Origin of the sequence: Parapedobacter soli (genome assembly GCF_025460835.1) — a bacterium.
GTDB classification, from domain to species: Bacteria; Bacteroidota; Bacteroidia; order Sphingobacteriales; family Sphingobacteriaceae; genus Parapedobacter; species Parapedobacter soli.
In genome coordinates this window covers 82,696-102,803 of record NZ_JAMXAY010000011.1, presented here as the reverse complement: position 1 = coordinate 102,803, position 20,108 = coordinate 82,696, and the positions used below count along the sequence as shown (strand labels likewise).

General features: G+C 50.9%; 16 protein-coding genes. 10 read left to right on the top strand and 6 right to left on the bottom strand.

The window, feature by feature from the left end; genetic code table 11:
* Positions 1-366 precede the first annotated feature (366 nt).
* From NGM62_RS07110 to NGM62_RS07095, 4 genes are all read left to right on the top strand, one after another.
* Entirely contained in the window at positions 367-3,483 is a 3,117-nt protein-coding gene (locus NGM62_RS07110; protein ID WP_262246812.1) for a SusC/RagA family TonB-linked outer membrane protein, read from the top strand.
* 10 nt (positions 3,484-3,493) lie between these two features.
* Positions 3,494-5,263, top strand: coding sequence for a RagB/SusD family nutrient uptake outer membrane protein (locus NGM62_RS07105; protein ID WP_262246811.1), 1,770 nt, complete (start codon positions 3,494-3,496; stop codon positions 5,261-5,263).
* Between the two features lie 226 nt (positions 5,264-5,489).
* On the top strand, positions 5,490-6,797 hold the full coding sequence (locus NGM62_RS07100) for a Gfo/Idh/MocA family protein (protein WP_262246810.1): 1,308 nt from the start codon (positions 5,490-5,492) through the stop codon (positions 6,795-6,797).
* A 15-nt stretch (positions 6,798-6,812) separates the two neighbouring features.
* Positions 6,813-7,826, top strand: coding sequence for a glycoside hydrolase family 43 protein (locus tag NGM62_RS07095; protein WP_262246809.1), 1,014 nt, complete (start codon positions 6,813-6,815; stop codon positions 7,824-7,826).
* Here NGM62_RS07095 and purE read toward each other — a convergent pair.
* From purE to NGM62_RS07075, 4 genes are all read right to left on the bottom strand, one after another.
* Complete coding sequence (gene purE / locus NGM62_RS07090) at positions 7,766-8,272, bottom strand: 5-(carboxyamino)imidazole ribonucleotide mutase (protein ID WP_262246808.1); 507 nt, start codon at positions 8,270-8,272, stop codon at positions 7,766-7,768. The two genes, NGM62_RS07095 and purE, sit on opposite strands and share 61 nt — an antisense overlap.
* A 328-nt stretch (positions 8,273-8,600) precedes the next feature.
* Complete coding sequence (locus NGM62_RS07085) at positions 8,601-9,743, bottom strand: 5-(carboxyamino)imidazole ribonucleotide synthase (RefSeq protein WP_262246807.1); 1,143 nt, start codon at positions 9,741-9,743, stop codon at positions 8,601-8,603.
* Between the two features lie 27 nt (positions 9,744-9,770).
* Positions 9,771-10,274 carry an NADH-quinone oxidoreductase subunit B gene (locus NGM62_RS07080; protein WP_262246806.1) on the bottom strand — a complete coding sequence of 168 codons (504 nt, stop codon included), beginning with the start codon at positions 10,272-10,274 and terminating at the stop codon, positions 9,771-9,773.
* On the bottom strand, positions 10,271-10,915 hold the full coding sequence (locus NGM62_RS07075) for an NADH-quinone oxidoreductase subunit A (RefSeq protein ID WP_262246805.1): 645 nt from the start codon (positions 10,913-10,915) through the stop codon (positions 10,271-10,273). Before NGM62_RS07075 ends, NGM62_RS07080 begins: the two co-directional genes overlap by 4 nt.
* A gap of 56 nt (positions 10,916-10,971) precedes the next feature.
* On the opposite strand from NGM62_RS07075, the gene NGM62_RS07070 reads away from it, so the two are divergent.
* The 6 genes from NGM62_RS07070 to NGM62_RS07045 all read left to right on the top strand — a co-directional run bounded on the left by NGM62_RS07070 (position 10,972) and on the right by NGM62_RS07045 (position 17,915).
* Positions 10,972-11,385 (top strand): hypothetical protein, encoded by a 414-nt coding sequence (locus NGM62_RS07070; protein WP_262246804.1) that lies wholly within the window; start codon positions 10,972-10,974, stop codon positions 11,383-11,385.
* Between the two features lie 81 nt (positions 11,386-11,466).
* Positions 11,467-12,300 carry an AraC family transcriptional regulator gene (locus tag NGM62_RS07065; protein ID WP_262246803.1) on the top strand — a complete coding sequence of 278 codons (834 nt, stop codon included), beginning with the start codon at positions 11,467-11,469 and terminating at the stop codon, positions 12,298-12,300.
* Positions 12,301-12,493: 193 nt separating this feature from the next.
* A complete protein-coding gene (locus NGM62_RS07060) occupies positions 12,494-13,090 on the top strand; it encodes a hypothetical protein (protein ID WP_262246802.1) in 597 nt (198 codons plus the stop codon).
* A gap of 94 nt (positions 13,091-13,184) precedes the next feature.
* A complete protein-coding gene (locus tag NGM62_RS07055) occupies positions 13,185-14,006 on the top strand; it encodes a fimbrial biogenesis chaperone (protein WP_262246801.1) in 822 nt (273 codons plus the stop codon).
* A complete protein-coding gene (locus tag NGM62_RS07050) occupies positions 13,996-15,072 on the top strand; it encodes a hypothetical protein (RefSeq protein ID WP_262246800.1) in 1,077 nt (358 codons plus the stop codon). Before NGM62_RS07055 ends, NGM62_RS07050 begins: the two co-directional genes overlap by 11 nt.
* Before the next feature lie 56 nt (positions 15,073-15,128).
* Positions 15,129-17,915: a hypothetical protein gene (locus tag NGM62_RS07045; protein WP_262246799.1), complete on the top strand. Its 2,787-nt coding sequence runs from the start codon at positions 15,129-15,131 to the stop codon at positions 17,913-17,915.
* Between the two features lie 3 nt (positions 17,916-17,918).
* Here the strand turns inward: NGM62_RS07045 and ffh are convergent, their stop codons facing one another.
* On the bottom strand, positions 17,919-19,259 hold the full coding sequence (gene ffh, locus NGM62_RS07040) for a signal recognition particle protein (protein ID WP_262246798.1): 1,341 nt from the start codon (positions 19,257-19,259) through the stop codon (positions 17,919-17,921).
* A 123-nt stretch (positions 19,260-19,382) separates the two neighbouring features.
* On the bottom strand, positions 19,383-20,072 hold the full coding sequence (locus NGM62_RS07035; RefSeq protein WP_262246797.1) for a zinc metallopeptidase: 690 nt from the start codon (positions 20,070-20,072) through the stop codon (positions 19,383-19,385).
* Between the last annotated feature and the right edge of the window lie 36 nt (positions 20,073-20,108).

Here is a 20,108-nt window from a genome sequence, read left to right as displayed (position 1 = left end):
TTATTTAATTTTTAAAACGTCCCAATTTTAATGGGACACTAGTGTATTTTTGATTCAAATTAATGTGCTTATTAACAGTGTTTTATTAAAAGATACATAAATTATTTAAAATGTTTGTTTGACATTTTGAAACTATTCAATTATACTTGTATTAGATTACGAACCACGAATTATTAAAACTATTATGACAAAGTCCAAGTGCGTTCAAAGATTATTTAAATAGCAAAGCTACCTAGGGAGAGCAGAGAGTTCTCGCAATTATCTATGTATAAATAGGGATAGAAGATATACTATTTGTTAAGTGTTGTATTGACATTAGATAGGGGTGGTGAGTGTTAACTAGTTCATCATTAAAAACCAAATTATATGAATTTCAAACAAACTATCAAAGCAGTAATTGGCGGGATGGTGGTCTGCGGTATCGGTATGGATTTGCCGGCCACGGGGCACACCCTCTCACCGATGGCGGCTGCGGGTATGGAAAGTCCATACTACGCACCGCAGCAGCAGTTGACGGTCCGCGGTATCGTCAGGTCATCATTGGATGGTGCACCGCTTCTCGGTGTCAGTGTTGCAGTAAAAGGAACCGGCCGGGGGGTAAGTACTGACGAGGAGGGTCGCTTCGTGTTGGAGAACGTGCCGAGTGATGCCGTACTGGTGTTTACCATGGTTGGACATACGACCATGGAGGAGCCTGTAAGTAACCGCAGTTCGGTAGATGTGATGATGGAAGCAACAATGTCTGATTTGGACGAGGTCGTGGTGGTAGGGTATGGTGTGCAGAAGAAGGTTACCAAGACCGGCTCCGTATCACAGGTGAAAGGCGAGGATTTGAAGCAGGCACCCGTAGTGAATGTGGAGAACACGCTTGTGGGCCGTATTCCGGGTGTAATGGCTTTGAACCAAGGTGGTGAGCCGGGTTACGACGGGTCCCGTATCCTTATCCGTGGCCGGAATACCTTGAATGCGAATAATGCGGGTCCGTTGATTGTTATCGACGGTATTCCCGATCGCGGAGGTATGGGGCGTTTGGATGCGAATGATATCGAGAGTGTTTCCGTATTGAAAGATGCTTCGGCTGCAATTTACGGATCGCGGTCGGCAAATGGGGTTATCCTCATCACGACTAAGCGCGGTATCACGGGTGAGCCCCGTATCAGCTACAATTTCAACCAAGGCTTCGTGACGCCTACCAAACTGCCGGAGATGGCCGATGCGGCACTGTATTCCCAGCTCCAGAATGAAATTTTGGAATACGGTGGAGATGCACTGAGGTGGTCTGAGGAGGATATCCAAAAATTCCGCGATGGCAGCGACCCGTGGCGGTATCCGAATTCGGATTGGATTGACGAGCTGATCAGTCCTTACGCATTGCAGAACAAACACTCATTGGCTATCCGTGGCGGTACAGAGAAGGTCAAGTACTATGGTTCGCTTGGCTCCTTGTTCCAAGATGGTATCTACCGCAATAGCGCCACGAAATATAAGCAGCAGAATGCACGGATAAATCTGGATGCTAAAATAGGGGAGTACTTGGATATCCGTATGGATATGGCCGGACGGCTGGAAGGGAGGAATTTCCCGCCACGGTCGTCAGGCTCTATTTTCCGGGCAGCCATGCGCGGACGGCCCAACGAGGCGGCACGGTGGCCAAATGGACTGCCGGGACCGGATATTGAATACGGGGATAACCCTGTGGTAACAAGTACCAACGAAATCGGTTATGATAAGCACGACCGATGGGTCTTGAACGGTACACTGGGGGCTACATTCCGGATTCCGGGTGTAGAAGGATTGTCGCTCGACGGAAACTTCGGGATAGATAAGATGCTCAACTTCCAAAAGCGTTGGATTAAGCCTTGGACCCTATATACTTTGGATGGTTTCGATGCCGACGGCCAGCCCATTTTGAGCGCTGCGCAACGTGGCGTAGCCCAGCCAGAGCTTTTTGAGAGCTTTTATCAGGATCAGGCGATTACCATTAACGCAAGTGCCCGGTATGAACGTTCCTTCGGCAATCATAATATTAATCTATTGGCGGCAATCGAGCAAATTGAGGGACTGGGTGATAGTTTCAATGGGCAGCGGAAATACTTTATGTCGTCGGCGATCGACCAGATGTTTGCCGGTGGCGAACTAGAACGGAGTATAACCGGCTCAGGATATGAGAATGCACGCCGTAACTATTTCGGTCGTGTATCCTATAATTTCAGTGAGAAATATCTATTGGATTTCAACTGGCGCGTGGATGGCTCGCAGCGTTTTCCAAAAGATCACCGCTTTGGCTTCTTCCCTGGTGTAGGTGCCGGCTGGGTCATTTCTGCAGAAGAATTCTGGAAAAACAGTGTGCCATTGGTCAACCACTTCAAGCTGCGCGGTTCATACGGACAGTTGGGTAGCGACCTGATTCCTGACTTCCAGTATTTGAGTACATTCGGATTCACAACAGGTATCATCGTCGGTGATGCCCTTTCACGTGGTATCAACCAGACCCGCACACCAAACCCGAATATACAATGGGAGCTGTCCGAAAATTACAACGTCGGTATCGAATTGGAACTCGACAACGGACACTGGGCATTGGAGGCTGATTGGTTCATGAATAACCGGTCGAATATCCTTACCCAACGGTCTGCATCATTGCCTCTTTATGTTGGATTCGGTCTGCCCGATGAAAATATTGGCACATCAACCAACAGGGGCGTGGAAGGAGTACTTTCTTACCGGAACATTTTCGGCGATTTGTACCTCGATTTATCGGCCAACGCCATGTGGGCACGAAACAAGCTGACATTCTGGGACGAAACGCCAGGCGCACCTGATTACCAGCGTTCCACAGGCAAGACTTTCGGTGCACCCCTGTATTATGAAGCCATGGGAATCTTCCGCGATGATGCTCACGTGGAATCATACCCCCATATTTCGGGCGCTCGGCCAGGCGATATCATCTTCCGTGATGTAAATGAGGACGGAATCATTGACGACCTTGATCGCATCCGCTATGATTATACGGAATTCCCGCGTTGGACCTACGGGTTCACATTGCAGGCGGAGTATAAAGATTTCGACTTGACCATGTTGTGGCAGGGCGCTGCAGGGGCACGCCAGTATGTACGTACTGAATCGGGGTTGATCGGTAACTTCCCGTTGGCTTTTGTAGAAGACCGCTGGACGCCTGATAATATCGATGCAAGCTGGCCGCGCACCTATGACCGTGAGCGTGAGTATTGGGCGAACCGAGCGAATACGTTTTGGTGGTGGAAGACCGATTACCTACGCCTGAAGACGATTGAAATTGGGTACACACTGCCGCAAACGCTTACGAAAAAAGTGGCGATGAGCTCCCTGCGTTTATTTGCGAGCGGGCAGAATCTGCTTACTTTTTCGAAAGTCGACTTTTTCGATCCCGAAATACCAGGCGGGTCGGCTCAGTATTATCCGCAAACCAAAGTGTACAATGTTGGTCTAAGTGTTAACTTTTAATCGGGAAAAGATGAAAAAAATTAAGAATATCGTGTCAGCATTGGTCTGTGTATCATTGTTGGCCACGCTAAACAGTTGCAATAAGGAGTTTTTGGAGCGACGCCCATTGACCGAAATCAGTGAGCTCGACGTGTGGACAGACCCTTCGCTCGCAAGGGCATTTGTATCGCGTATGTATGAGCAGATGGACCACGGTTTTTCGGAAACGATGATCTCATCACTTACCGACGAATCGCGCTTCATCCACGATTATAACACCTCACGGGTGGTACAGGGCAACATTGGGCCGGATGAGCACGGCGCAGCGTGGAATTTTGCAAATTGGGGCAAATTCTATACAGTGATCCGGAATGCCAATATGTTTTTCGAAAATGTAGAAACTGTGCCTTTTTCGAACGATAGCGATCGGGACCAGTTGACGGGCGAAGTATATTTCCAGCGTGCGTATAATTATTTTTGCCTATTGCGAATGTACGGTGGCGTACCGATTATTACACAAACGTTCGGTCTTAATGATAATGAGGCAATACAAAGCGTAACACGTGCAACTTACGAGGAAACGGTCAATTTTATCATCGAAGATATCGATAAGGCCATCGCACTGTTGAAAGACGAAACCGACCGTGGAATAGCCAATAAGCCAACGGCACATGCGTTGAAGTCGCGGGTGTTACTATATGCCGCTAGCGACCTGTATAATGGGGCAAGCAATAGCAATGCATTGGTGGGCTATACCGGGGGCGATCGCCAAGCCCGGTGGACAGCCGCTAAGAATGCGGCATGGGAAATCATCAAAACCGGTCGTTACAGCCTGTATCAGCCGGGTGATAGTGCGGCAGAGAACTACGCAAATGTATTCCTCGATAAGAGTAATAATGAAGCTATTTTCAGTAAAGTGTTTGACCGAGAGTTGTTAGGTACTACCCACGACTTGTATAACGGACCGAACGGATACAACAACTGGGGCGGTAATGTGCCGTTGCAGAATATGGTAGACGCGTACCAGATGAGCGATGGCAGCACATTCAGTTGGACTAATCCCGCACATAAGGCTGCTCCCTATGAAAACAGGGACCCTCGTTTCTACGCAACGATACTATATAATGGCGCTCCCTGGAAACAGCGGGGTGAAAATGGGATCGGCCTCGATCCTATCGGCGTTATCCAGACCGCCCAATATGAGTATTGGGATGGCAGTAGCGTGCAGACCCGATGGGGACTTGATACACGTAACGGTCCAATCGAAAACTGGAACGGTACCTACAGCGGGTATTATTTGCGCAAGTTCATGGATATTTCGCTCAATGCCCAGTTTTTCCGCGGTGACCAAGACTTCATTTTCTTCCGGTATGCGGAAATCCTGTTGAATTATGCCGAAGCTTGTATCGCATTAGGACAAGATGCAGAAGCAAAAACATATCTTAAAATGGTGCGCGAACGTGCCGGTATGCCCGGATCGGATGTAGATAATGCGAGTGGTGATGCACTCCGCGAACTGTGCCGGTATGAGCGGCGCGTAGAACTGGCCTACGAAGGGCATCGCTTTTTCGACGCGCGCAGGTGGATGACCGCCGAAGTCGACTTCAATGTTCCCGCCGGAGGGATCGAGATATACGGCAAACTACAGCCCGACCATGAAACCCTTGTTTACGAATATACGCCGGTGACGATCCAAGAGAGAGCTTTCCCAGAAAAAATGTATTTCATGCCGATTCCCATAAATGAGATACGCATTAATAACAATCTGGATCAGAACCCTCATTATGTCCAAACAGAATAGGGTAATATTCATTTAATCGACCTATTTTCAGTGCCACGCCTATCATAGCGTGGCACTTTTTTATACGTTGATCCGATACGTTGTGACCTTAACATGGGTACGCGCCCAGCAACGGTAACCAATATATAATTCCCACCTTTATATAAAATTTAGATTGTCTAATCCAATATTTTCTTATCTTGGCCGAACAGTTTACGCCTTTATAATTATGTATAATACAGTAGATATGAACACGACTAGAAGGAAATTCATCGGCACAATGACAACGTTGGCAGCTACTGCTGGTGTGGCGTCGGCTTGGCCACGGGCGTTTTCCATACCCCGCCCACATCGAGATACCATCGGTGTAGGGCTCATCGGTGCCAACGGCATGGGGTGGGCTAATCTCAATTCCATACTCAAGGTGCCGGGGGTGCGGTGTGTTGCGCTTTGCGATGTGGATACCAATGTGCTGAATAAGCGGGCAGGGGAGCTGAAAGCCCGCGGCATTGAACCTACACTATACGGCAAACACGAGGACTTGCTGGCCAATCCCGAGGTGGATGTGGTCATCGTCGGCACGCCCGACCATTGGCACTGTCTGCAATTGGTCGATGCTTGTGCGGCGGGTAAAGATGTCTATGTGGAGAAGCCACTGGGTAATTCCATTGCCGAATGCCGTGCGATGGTGGCTGCTGCCGCCAAATATGGCCGTGCCGTGCAAGTTGGGCAATGGCAGCGGAGCCAGCAGCACTTCCGCGATGCAATCGATTTTGTGCACTCGGGTAAACTGGGCAAAATCCGGCTGGTGAAAGCGTGGGCCTACCAAGGCTGGATGAAGAGTATTCCCGTAAAACCCGACAGCCCCGTGCCCGAGGGTGTGGATTATACGCGGTGGCTGGGCCCCGCCGAAACCCGCCCCTTCAATCCCAACCGTTTCCACTTCGAATTCCGGTGGTTTTGGGATTATGCCGGAGGATTGATGACCGACTGGGGGGTACACATGCTCGATTTCGCCCTGGTCGGTATGAAAGCAACAACACCCAAATCCATCATGGCCACCGGTGGGAAGTTTGCCTATCCGGATGATGCCGCCGAAACCCCCGATACACTCACCACCGTCTACGAATTTGACGATTTCACCGTGCAGTGGGAGCATGCCAATGGCATCGATGGCGGCCCCTATGGGCGCAACCATGGTGTCGCATTTATCGGCAACTTCGGCACACTGGTGCTCGATCGCGGTGGCTGGGAAGTCATCCCCGAGGGCGACCGCATGGAGGCTGTGCCGCTTCAGAAAAGCCAAGATAACGGATTGGATAAGCATACCGCCAATTTCATCGATGTGGTGCGTTCGCGCAGATTGGAGGATCTCCATGCTCCCATCACCGCAGGGGCCCATATCGCCATTTTTTCGCAAATGGGCAATATTGCATACCGTACCGGTGAGAAAGTCTACTGGGATGCCAGGAAAGAGCGCTTCACTAATAAAGCTGCAAATAGATTACTGGCAGCCGAATACCATAACGGTTACCGCATCCCATCTATTAGCTAGTTGGGCCTATAGTATATGGATAGGGTGATCAAGAAATTTGCGGCCGTAGTAGGCATATCGATATTGAGTATATGCATAGTGGGAGTTTGTGTGGTATACGCACAGCCAACGGATAGCGTGTTTGCATTCTCTTACTTCAAAGGCAACGGCGAAGACGGCCTGCACTTAGCTTATAGCCAGGATGGGTTCCGTTGGAAAGCGCTACGTAATGATGAGTCATTTTTACATCCCGAACTGAGTAAGGATAAGCTGATGCGCGATCCCTGTATCATCCGTGGTGGAGATGGCCGCTTCCACATGGTGTGGACAGTGAGCTGGACCGATCGGGGTATCGGCTATGCGTGGTCCGACGACCTGATCCACTGGTCGGAGCAACAGTATATCCCCGTGATGGCGCATGAGCCCGAAGCGCGCAACTGCTGGGCCCCGGAAATCACTTATGATGCCGAGCGGGGCCTGTATCTCATCTATTGGGCCACGACCATCCGCGGCCGGTTCCCCGAAACCCAGATCGAAGCCGATAATGGCTATAACCACCGGATGTATTGTGTTACCACGGAAGACTTCGAAACGTTCAGCGATACACGGTTGCTCTATGAGCCCGGTTTTAACGTAATCGATGCTACCATCGTACGTAGCGGCAACCAGTGGGTGATGTTCCTGAAAGACGAAACGCGCGAGCCTGCCCAGAAGAACCTCAAGATAGCATACGCCGATAAATTGGAAGGACCTTATGGTCCGGCCAGCGGCCCCATCACGGGCGACTATTGGGCGGAAGGGCCTACAGCAATACGCATCGATGGGGAGTGGGTGGTCTATTTCGACAAGTATACCGAACATCGCTACGGTGCGATTGCATCAAAAGACCTCGTGAATTGGCGCGAAATATCGGATAAACTCACCATGCCCGATGGTATCCGGCATGGCACGGTTTTCAAAATCAGTAGGCAGGAGTTGGAACGGCTACTTCACATCGACTCCACATCTTTCGCGCTGTCCTCCACTTTCTTGGCCAGCTCCGCTTTGTAATTCAACAGGTTTTGCGCAAGCTGCTCGTCAGATACGGCCAGGATCTGCGCAGCGAGGATACCAGCATTCTTAGCGGCATTGAGTGCTACGGTGGCTACCGGTACGCCGTTGGGCATCTGCAGGATGGAGAGTATCGAGTCCCACCCATCCAATGAATTGCTGGACTTTACAGGGACACCGATAACGGGCAGGTGGGTAAGAGAGGCTACCATACCGGGTAGGTGGGCCGCCCCGCCGGCACCGGCAATGATTACTTTCAACCCCCGGGCAGCGGCATTCTTTGCATAGTGAAACATGCGGTCCGGTGTACGGTGGGCCGAAACAATGTTCACTTCCACATGGGCGCCGAGTAATTTCAGTACCTCTACTGCATCCTGCATCACCGGTAGGTCAGACTTGCTGCCCATGATGATGCCTACTTCCGCTATTGCTGTTTTTGCTGCCATTCGTTGTTTGTTGTTTGCGGTTTGCTTTCCCGATGCGCGGAGCTTTCGGGATGTTGCTATACTCCATTTGCTATATGCCGTACGCTTTTAACCATTAACCATTAACAATTGACCATTAACAATTAACAATTAACCATTAACAATTAACCATTAACCATTAACCATTAACCATTAACAATTAACAATTGACCATTAACAATTAACCATTAACAATTAACAATTAACCATTAACAATTAACCATTAACCATTAACCATTAACCATTAACAATTAACAATTGACCATTAACAATTAACCATTAACAATTAACAATTAACCATTAACAATTATCAAGTCACCACTTTCAATGTCTGCTGCACCTCCCGGGCCACGCGTATGGCCTGTTCACGGTCTTCATTGATGATGCATACGTGACCCATCTTCCGGAAAGGCTTGGTGAATTTCTTTCCATACAGATGCAAATATACACCTTCCATGGCCAAAATATCTTCGATCCCTTCATAGCGGGCCAATCCTTCGTGGCCGGCTTCACCCAGCAGGTTCACCATCACGGCGTTGGTCCTAGAGGCCGTATTGCCCGGGGCTAGGTTAAAAATAGCCCGTAAATGCTGTGCGAACTGTGATGTGAAATTCCCTTCGATACTTTGGTGGCCGCTATTGTGTGGCCGTGGCGCCAGTTCGTTGACCAGTAACTGGCCATCGCGGGTGAGGAATAGCTCAACGGCCAACAGCCCCACAATCTGTAGGTCTTCGGCAATCTTCTTTGCGAGCAGTTCTGCTTGTTGCTGAATTTCGAACGGCAGGGTTGAGGGCGATATCAGAAATTCTACCAAATTGGCTTCCGGGTTGAACTCCATCTCTACGCAAGGGAAAACCCCTACGTCACCATTGTCGTTGCGCGATACAATAATGGCTAACTCCTTTTCAAAATCAACCCACTGCTCGACGAGGCTCGGCGCCTCGAAAGCTGTTTCAATATCAGCCTCGCTGACGATTTTCTTCACACCCCGGCCATCGTAACCATCCTTGCGCAGTTTTTGGATGTAGGGTAGCGGTATGGTGGTATTCGCCAGGCTTTCTTTCGATGATATCAGTTGGAAGGGTGCTGTGGGGATATCGTTTTGCTTGAAGAACTGCTTTTGCAGCCCTTTATCCTGTATAAGCCGTATCACGCGCGATTGCGGATACACCGCCACGCCCTCCTCTTCGAGTTTTTCGAGAGCGTCCACGTTTACCTTTTCAATCTCTATGGTCACCATGTCGAGCGATTTACCAAAGTTGTAAACCGTGTCGAAATCATCCAGTGCACCATGTGAAAAATGGTTGCAAAGATAGCGGCAAGGTGCGTTCTTGTCGGGATCGAGCACGTGGATGTTCACATTGAAGTTGATGGCTTCCTGGATCAGCATGCGGCCCAATTGCCCACCACCGAGTATTCCTAATTTCAGTTCGCCATAAAAATCTTTTGCCATGATGAAGATTGAAATATATATTGAAGGTTATGCTTGTGTTGACTCCAGTTTGTCGGCCACGATATGCTCCGTTTCTATTTTTTTCTGGAGTTCCAGAAATGCACCGATGAGCGCTTCAGGCCGTGGTGGGCACCCCTGCACGTAGATGTCTACCGGGATGATCCGGTTTACCCCTTTTACCACGTGGTAACCATGCTGCCAATACGGCCCGCCACAGTTGGAACACGAACCCATGGAGATGACGTACTTCGGGTCTGGCATCTGTTCGTAAAGGCGGCGGATACGGTCGGCCATCTTGAAAGTCACCGTGCCGGCGATGATCATCACGTCAGATTGGCGCGGTGAGGGTCGTGGGAATACGCCGAATCGATCCAGATCGTATGTAGAGGCCATAGCGCCCATCATCTCAATAGCGCAGCATGCGATACCGAAACTCATCGGCCACATAGACGATAGCCGTGCCCAGTTAAGCAGGTCATCCAATTTGGCGACTACCACTCCGTTGCTTTCCAGTTGTTTATCGATGCTCATGATGATGTCGTTCCAGGTTTCCTGAATACAGGCTTGAAAGCCGGTTTTTTGGGCCCATCGCCGGTAGTAGGGGGTGTTTTCGCCATCGCCGGGGCTACATTGTCGGGGTCAAACTTCCGCACGTGGTATTGGCGTGCGTTGAGTTTGGTGTATGCCGACACAGGTATACCCACATCTACCTGTGGTATCACCGGTCGGGGTTTTACCCATTCCAAATCGCTCTTTCGCCATACATATACCAAACCGATGATCAATATGCCTATAAAAACAGCCATTTCTAGCAGCGCAAACCAACCCCAACGGGCATCCGCTGCAATCAACTCCGGCTGGCCAAATACGGTTGCCCAAGGGAATATAAACAGCAGTTCGACATCGAACAGCAGAAATACAAGTGCGATGACGTAAAAACGAGGGTTGAACTGTATCCAGGCATTGCCCATGGTTTCCTCGCCACACTCATAGGTGCTTAGTTTTTCGGGAGTAGGCTTCTTCGGCGATACAATGCGGCCAAGGAGCAAGGTGAATAACACCAACAGAAGACCCGCCACCCCAATGAGGAGTACTTTGCCAAATTCGGTTATCTGCGCCGGGTCATCCATACCTGCAAAGATAAAAAAATTATTAATGGATATTGATGTCATTAACGTTCGGAAAACTCCGGTAATTTCTTTACCTTGCGTGAAGTAAATACCTCCCTATGAAAACACGTGCTCTTGCATGCATTTTTCTTCTTCCGGTGGTCATGGCCATGGCGTTGTGTAGCTATGCGCAGCAGCGGGGCGTTGTGGGTGTCGGTATCATATTGAAACCCATCCAAACCATTCAGGTAAGCACGGTCGGTAGTCCGGAGGATACGCTACCCATCGTGCCGACGGATAGTCTGATTGATGGTCATCTACGGCAGGTGGCCGACTTCGGTACGAGTATGTATGGCATATCGGTAGACCGGGTATCGGCCGACTCACTTGCCGCCCTCAGAAGCGAAGCGGTGGGGCGGAAGCCTTCTGCCAATCGTCAAAAAGATACTGCACTGCCGGATGCCTCTTGGGAAAACATGGTGCGGGCGGGCGACAGCCGCACGCTTGTGTTCTATAGTATCCGTGTCCACTGAGTCCCCCATTTTTCAATGCTTTTGCTGATGATGAAAAATGCTGTAGGGCATGATTGTTGCTATTTTGTTATTTTTTACCGTATGGCTACAATTGATTTTGGCATTTACCGTGTACAGAAACTGCAAGAACATCTTCCCAATATGTTTGAACCGTCACGACGTGACGCATTCACGATTATTTTCTCCGGTCCTACAGGTACCGTCCATTTTGTCGACGAACATGAGTTCCTTTTGCCGCCCTATTCGGTGTTGTTCGTTGGTCCCGACCGCGTCTCGCGGTTTGATCGCAACATGACCGACGATACCTATGTTTTACTTTTTTCGTCGCGCTTTTTCAGTCGGTCTAACCGCGATCTCCACTTCCTGCAGCATAGCCCCCTATTCAACGACCATAGCCAAATCTATTATATGGCACTGCCCGAAGAAGGGGTGGCGTACGGCAAAGTGATGGTATACCTGCTGTACCAAGCCAAGAATGGGATTGACGACCAATGGCACAAAGACTTGGCACATAATCTCGTGGAGCAGATACTGATCATGGGCTCGATAAAGGTCAACCAGGTCTGCGTAGCAGACTATAAGCAAGATCTCGATAATTTCCTGGTGTTAAAGTACAAGGAGCTTATCGCCGAACACTTCGTGACGGAAAAAGCAGTCAAATTCTATGCGGAACAGCTAAACATTACCGCCCGCCGGCTAACGAAGGCCACTGAAGAGGCACTGGGCATGACCGCCAAAGAAGTCATCACCGATTATGTGCTTACCAAGGCAAAGCGCCAGCTTGTCTATACTGAGAAAACTGCAAAGGAAATCAGTGTTTCCCTGGGCTTCAGCGGGGAGCAGAATTTCAGTGCTTTTTTCATGAAAAACGCCGGATTAAGACCTTCCGAATTTCGCAAACAGCGCAGTTTGTAGCTGTCTGTTTACAAAATGTAAGCAAAGTACTACACGTATGCTGTAATGCATATTTCATCTGCTGTTATTCATATTTTTTTGCGCCTCAACTCGCCATACTTTTGCAGTGTCCTTTAAGGAATAGAGGAAAAAAGGAAAAAACAGAAAGTATATTATTTATAACAACATCATGAAAAGCAGCGTAAAAAATCAAATGAAGAAAGTAGTTCTAGCAGCATTGGTTGCGGTGGGTGGTACCGTCGCAGGCGTAGCAAACGCACAGACAACCGGGGTAACCGGAAGCCAGGTGGGCCCCGTGGGAAACGGTGTGCCGGCACAAGTATCGCTCAACGTAATTTTGAAACCTATCCGTACACTGACGGTGAGCCAAGACCAAGTGAACTTGGTGTATGAAACCGCGGCAGACTACGAAAACGGCGTGAGCTACACCACTACCGATGGCCACTTGCGGGTAACGAATATCGGGGGTGGATATAAAATCTACGTAAAGTCTTCTGCCACCAATCTGGTGGGCGAAAGCGGCAATACCAATACGATTGACGGTAGCACAGTAACCGTAAGGGGATTGGCACAATCCGGTGTAAATGCCTATACCCGGAAAATCAACGAAATAAATAGTGGCGAGTACGGTGCAGAGCTTTTCCACCACAGCAATAATACCAATGTCGTTGACAAAGCCTACGACGTGGAATATGCGGCTGCAGGCAAGGGGGCTTATATGGACAAATTGTTGCAAAATAAGCAGACCAAATACACGGTGAATGTGGTGTACACCATCGTCAGCGAATAACAACAACTAATACAAACACATGAATTGGGGCTGTGATCCGTTAGGGTTACAACCCCATTGTTGTTATATTTACCCAATGAAAAATATTTACCCCATGAAAGAACAATTGATCAAGACAGTAGCTGTTGCCATCGTTATCCTTCTGGCAACGGGTGGCTTGCGCACCACTGCCCAAACGGGTATCTCCATCAGTCCGCCGAGGGTGTATTACGCCATCGGGCCGGGGCAAAGCCAGACGGAAAAGGTGGTGGTGAGCAACCCCAGCCGGGATTACCCGCTGGAGCTCGCCGTTTCGTTCGAAGATTGGGAATATAATGCGTATGGTGATAACCTGATGTACCAGGTCGGTACATTACCCACGTCCTGTGCGGCATGGATCTCGGTCCCAGAGGCCTACTTCTCCCTCGCCCCGGGCGAAAGTAAAGAAATAGATGTACAGATGACCGTCCCGGCAGACTACCGGAACGACACCGTACCGGTGCATACGGCTATCTTGTATGTTACGCAGCTCAACCCCCGCGATGGCGTAGACCAACAGGGTGCGAATATCCGAATCGCCGTGCGTACAGGAATTAAATTGTACCAGCGCCTGCCGGGCCGGTTCAATCCGAATCTGGAAATCACCAACTTCAGATACCAGCACGAAGAGGTGCCGGTATTGGTGCTGCATTTTGATAACGATGGGGATGTATGGGCCGATGGCCGGATTAGCGTGGAGCTGCTCAACCAGGCTACGGGTGCCAAGCGGGTGCTTCCCGACGAGTTGTTTTATTCGATGCCGGGCGACGAGCGGCAGAAGGTGCTGGCATTGCCAGGCGACTTGGAGGCAGGGAAATATATCGCCACGGCTATCGTGAACTATGGCGAAGGGAACACCGTCAAAATCGCCGAACTGGATTTTACACATGAAAGATAAGTCGACCCTCATATTCGCAATGTGCTGCCTGCTGGGCTGCTATGTGCCTGCGGGGTGGGCGCAGCTGCGGTTCAATGTTTACAGCGGTGGGTATTTCAACATCACCGACTACGCCGGCTACACGGCGCCGGAGGGAGGCCATCGGTTTCATATCCAATACCAGGGCCAGGACATCAACGAGCCCCAGTGGGGTATCCGGGCGCGTATCAACGGCCCGATCAGGCCCGAGTCGGGACAGAACATATCTGGGCTTCCGTTCCCAGCGGAGAAGCTGGGTTTCCAATTCACACACGATGGGGGCGAGCGACCTACTTTAGCCGAGATAGGCGCGACCATGGCGACCATCCCTTTCAACGCATTGGGCGAAACGATCCTCATTGACCAATCCAACGTACCCATCCGCTACCAGAGCCCATACGGAGGGAGCATGCAATTCCACCTCTATTTTACCATGCACGTGGCCGGTGGGGCGTATTTAGACCAAATGAAAAACAGTGCGGCATATCAGATTATCGTGTATTCGGTGCCTATTACCTTCACATTGTATGACCACGCGGGCAATATTCTGGGTTCGCAGGATGTGGTATACCGGGTGCAGGTGAACCAGACCCTAACGGGAGCACCTTCTGTGGAGCCTGTGTATGGCCTCGAAGTGCTCGGTGAAGCGCGAGAGGGCACGCTGGAATTTGGCAACGTCAACAACTACATGGGGGGCGTATCGATGGCTTACCATGACGGCCTGAAAGTGAATGCGAATACAGGCTATGCCGTTGCCGTTAAAACCGTGGGGCCGGAGATGGTATCGCAAACAGACAGACAGGCCACTTTACCTGTTTCGGTGGTTAACCTTCGGCTCCAGCCCGGAAGCAACCCGCCGCAGTCGGGCAATTATACCGAAGTTGCCCTATCAGATGGGTATCAGGTGTTATTCACGACCAATACGGGGCGTGATGTACCGCAGTTTTTCAATATCGTTTACAGTACGGCGGCGAATGATGAACGGCTGCTGAAGGCGCGCTCGGGTACCTACACAACCGTTGTCCTCTATCAGTTGCTTCCCCGATAAATCGTTATAGGGTTACAATGTGGTACAGCTACATACGCGTCTTTACAACAACGAGCTTGCTTAGTCTGTTAGCCATTTTAGCTGCTACGGCACAGCAGCCGGCCGATCCGCGGCAGGCGGCTTTTGGCCTTGTGGCCGACTCGTTGGTTTCGGGCACAAGTGGAGAGCTTGTTGGACTTACTGCCGCTTTTGTGAATCGGACCGCCGACTCGGTAGGAGGGCGGCTTCATATCACCCTGCCCCCCGGTATCCACGTGTTGGGTAGTGGCGGTGGAACTGTGCGCGTAGCCCCCGGAGGCAGGCAATATGTACCCGTCAAGCTGCAGCTATCGGCCGATGCCGAAGCGGGCCAATACCCGATTGGTATGCAATGGCTGGATACTGAGGGGCGTGTGCTGGCCAGTGTGCAGACCATGTTGGCCATCGTGCCGAAACAGCAGGTATGGCTCCACGCCCTTAGCACCACCGAGCTGATGCGGCAAGTGGGCGATTCGTTGACTATTCGCGTAGCCGTGCGGAATGTGGGGAATACCCAAGAGCGTGTGCGGGTGGTGGTGTCGCTCCCAAGCCAGCAGGGCACGCGCCGGTATTCTACTGCCGAGGTACAGGTATCGCCATCGACCGATACAACAGTTGGTTTCGGGTATATCATCGACCGTGAACTAATGCAGCTGGAGCGATTTACGGTGACCGTTGCCGGGATGTACAGCAATGGTGATGTATTCGGCAATGCATCGGTCAACGTGCAGAATGCAGCGGCAACACGGCGCTACACCGACCCTACCCAAACCGCGGCCAACCTGTGGGCCTACCAGTATAACCATGCTACATTCATTGCCCGCAACCTGCTGTCGGAGAACCGCTCGTGGCAGTTGTCCGCCCGGGGCAGTTATCCATTGGCCGGTGGCCAGCTCGGTTTCAATACCTTGGCATACCAGTGGGGCGATTGGGGCAGCCAGCCGTTCCTGAACAATACCTGGTTGAACTACGAACGCGGCAATATGGGGGTTACTGTGGGAAATATTTCGGAGAACCTGGAAACATTCGTGAACGGGCGCGGCATAAAGGTTTATTTCTCCGATTCGCTGAAGTCGGAGCATATCGAAGTGGGCATTGTAGACCGTACTTTCGACCTGCTCGGCTCCGACTACCGTGCCGATTTCGGCAATGGCTTCACCACTTATTTCCGTACCCGCTTGGGTGAGGGAGTGCCCGGGAAAAAGCGGTATATCGGTACCGCTGTGTACGAGCGGATGCCGGTTGGCAACAGCGAAAGCTTTATGTACATGAGCACCTTCGACCTGTTGCGGCAAGCCCTCAAAGACCGTATCAGGCTGGTTGCCGATTTTGGTCCGGCACTGACGCGGCCACTATACGGAACCGATAAGCACGATGATTACCGGCCGGCAATTGCTGCAGGGCTCCAGCTGCATGCACACGTAGCACAATATACGGTAAGCAGTACCAATTACTACAGTACCGGCTATTATCCAGGCGTACGGCGTGGTGCCCTGCAGCTCAACCAGCGCATCAACCGCTCCATCGGCCGCGCCAACGTTTGGGCGGCATATAGCTTATACGGTTATGCGCCGAAGTATTTCGGTGAGCAGATGTCGTATCGCAATGATTTCGTGGTGTCGCAGGCGGAGCTGGGTACCTCCTTTCAGCTGACGGATTTCGTCAACCTTTCGCTCGCGCCGCTGCATCAATACGAGCAGGGTATGGATGAAACACTCCATGCTTACCGGTTGAGCAGTACCATCAATTGGCGGAGCCGGAATTACCGGCAATTCGCCTATTTGCAGCTCGAAGGAGGGCATATGCGGTCGTCTGTATTAGATGGCGGTAAGTTGCAGCTGCGGGCCAACCTCTCTTACAATTACGGCTGGTTCAGTATCAATGCCAATCTGCAGCGCGGTAGTTTTTCGCTAGTTGAGGCAGTCAACAACTGGTATCTGGATCGTAGCGATGCTTACCGAATAGGTGCGTCGGCCTCAGTGCAGCACGATTTTATGCGTAAGCGTTTGCAGGTGGCGGGGACGCTGGGTTTCTATGACGACAGTTTTTCGGGGCAGAACTGGATGGGCAATGCGAGGGTCCAATATGCGGCTACCAAGAAGACTGCATTTTTTGTTTTGGGTCAGCTGTATCAGTATAGTACACCCTACTATCCGGGCTTTATGTCAGCAAACATCCAGTTGGGTGTCCACCAGTCGTTGCCCTCGGGCGGCCGTGCCGGTGCCTCCGAAAAAGGGAATATCGCGCTCTTCCTTTACCGGGATGCAAACAACAACGGTGTTTTCGATGAGGGCGATTCACCGGCTGACAATACGATGGTACTGATCAACAATTCGGTTTTCATTTCGGGCAGCGATGGCAAGGTTGCCTATAGCCGGGTTCCGTATGGTGCACAGGAGGTGAGCGTACCGGTGCAGCAGGGCTGGTATGCGCCAAGCGCTACCTTGCAGCTTACCTCAAGGCGGCTCCAGGTATCTATCGGCCTCCAGCAGGCCGGTACGTTGACCGGGAGCGTGCGGTATGAATATGATGAGCGGATCAGCTACGACGTAGACGCGGCACTTGGTGGGTTTACGGTCACGGCAAAGAGTACCACCGGCCATGTGTCGCGTACGGTTACCGATAGCCAGGGTAAATATGTGCTTTTCCTGCCCGCGGGCAGCTATGAAATCAGTATACTCGACAACAGCATGCCCAGGCATGTGTACGGGGAGGCCCCCCTCCAGCATGCGGTGGTAAGAGCAACCGAAATCAATGAGGGGCCTGAGTTTGTACTCAAAGTGGAAGAGAAACAGGTTGAAATCAAACGGTTTTCATCACCCTGATGCTTACCTGCCCATTGGCATCTTGGGTGCACCACGCATCATGCGGGCCATGGCAGCAGGGTTAGACATCTGCTTCATCACCTTACGCATATCGCCAAACTGCTTCATCAGCTTATTTACTTCCACCAGCTCCGTGCCCGACCCTTTTGCGATGCGCATCCGCCGTTTCTGGTCGATAATGTCAGGGTTTTCACGCTCATAGGGAGTCATCGAGTTGATGATGGCTTCAATCGGCTTGAACGCGTCGTCATCGATTTCCACGTCTTTGATGGCCTTGCCCACACCGGGTATCATGCCCATGAGGTCTTTCATGTTACCCATCTTTTTTATCTGCTGGATCTGGTTCTTAAAGTCGTTGAAGTCAAACTTGTTCTTGCGTATTTTTCGCTGCAGCTCTGCGGCTTCTTTCTCGTCAAACTGCTGCTGGGCACGTTCCACGAGCGATACCACGTCGCCCATGCCGAGTATCCTTGAAGCCATCCGGTCGGGATGGAACACATCGAGTGCTTCCATCTTCTCACCCGTACCGATGAATTTGATGGGTTTGTTTACGACCGATTTGATGGATAACGCCGCCCCACCGCGGGTATCACCGTCGAGTTTGGTGAGCACCGCTCCTGTAAAGTCTAGCCGGTCATTAAAGGCTTTTGCTGTGTTCACGGCATCCTGGCCGGTCATGGCATCCACCACAAAGAGGATCTCGTGGGGCCGTGTGGCATCTTTTACAGCAGATATTTCATTCATCAGCGCTTCATCGATGGCCAATCGGCCAGCGGTATCCACGATGACCACGTTATATCCTTTCTGTTTGGCTTCGGCCACACCAGCCTGGGCAATCCCGATAGGGTCTTTCGGCTCGCGGTCGGTATAAACCGGTACGTCCACCTGTTGTGCCAGCACTTCCAGCTGGTCTATCGCGGCCGGTCGGTATACGTCGCCTGCCACCAGCAGCGGTTTCTTCCCTTTTTTCTCTTTGAGGTATTTGGCCAGCTTACCCGAGAAGGTTGTTTTACCGGCCCCGTTGAGACCTGCGATGAGGATAACCGTAGGGTTATTGCTTATATCCAGTTCGGTGGTAGAGCCGCCCATCAATTCGGTCAGCTCATCGTTCATGATTTTGGTAAGCAACTGACCGGGGGAGATGCTGGTAAGTACGTTCTGCCCCAGTGCCTTTTGTTTCACCTCGTCGGTGAAAGCTTTGGCGGTTTTATAGTTCACGTCGGCATCGAGCAATGCCTTGCGGATTTCCTTCATGGTCTCCGCTACGTTGATCTCCGTGATATTCCCTTGGCCTTTCAGTACTTTAAAGGCTCTGTCTAGCTTATCTTGTAGGTTCTGAAACATTGTCAGTTGTAAAAATAAAATTGAACGAAGTGCAAAGGTACGAAATCTGTTATAAAAAGTTGTCCGCTCACCCCATGAGGCCGAGCGGACAAAACAAACCTATTGCTAACTATGGAAAAATCATTAATCCCTTCTTCCTAGCAGCATGCTAGCATAGTAGAGCAATGTTACGAGCGATGAGAGAGCAGCCACTACGTATGTCATTGCTGCCCACCACAGGGCGTCTTTAGCACCGGCATGTTCTGTACTGCTATGGGTGATATTTTTATTGTCGAGCCAAGCCAATGCGCGCTTTGACGCGTCGAACTCTACGGGTAATGTCACAAAGGAAAACAACGTGGTGATTGCCAATGCGGCTACACCCACGGCGAGCACGTAGGGGTTGCCGGAGAATGCCATCAAGAGTATACCGATCATCAGTACCCAGGTAACCAGGTTTGATGCGACACTCACGATAGGCACCATTGCCGAGCGGAATTGCAACCACGAATATGCTTTGGCATGCTGTACGGCGTGACCACATTCGTGGGCAGCCACGGCAGCTGCGGCGACGCTGCGGCCGCTATACACTTCAGGACTCAGATTTACCGTTCGGTTGGCCGGGTTGTAGTGGTCGCTCAACCGGCCTTGTGCCGAAATAATCTGTACGTCGTAAATGCCGTGGTCGTGCAGCATTTTTTCCGCTACATCCCTTCCCGTCATCCCACTGCTCAGCGGTGTTTCGGAATATTTTTTGAACTTGCTCTTGAAACGCCACTGTACGATCATGCTTACGAGCATGATACCACCGAAAATAATCCAATAACTTATCATAATATCTTTTGTTTTTGTCTGCTGTTTGCTCGTCCC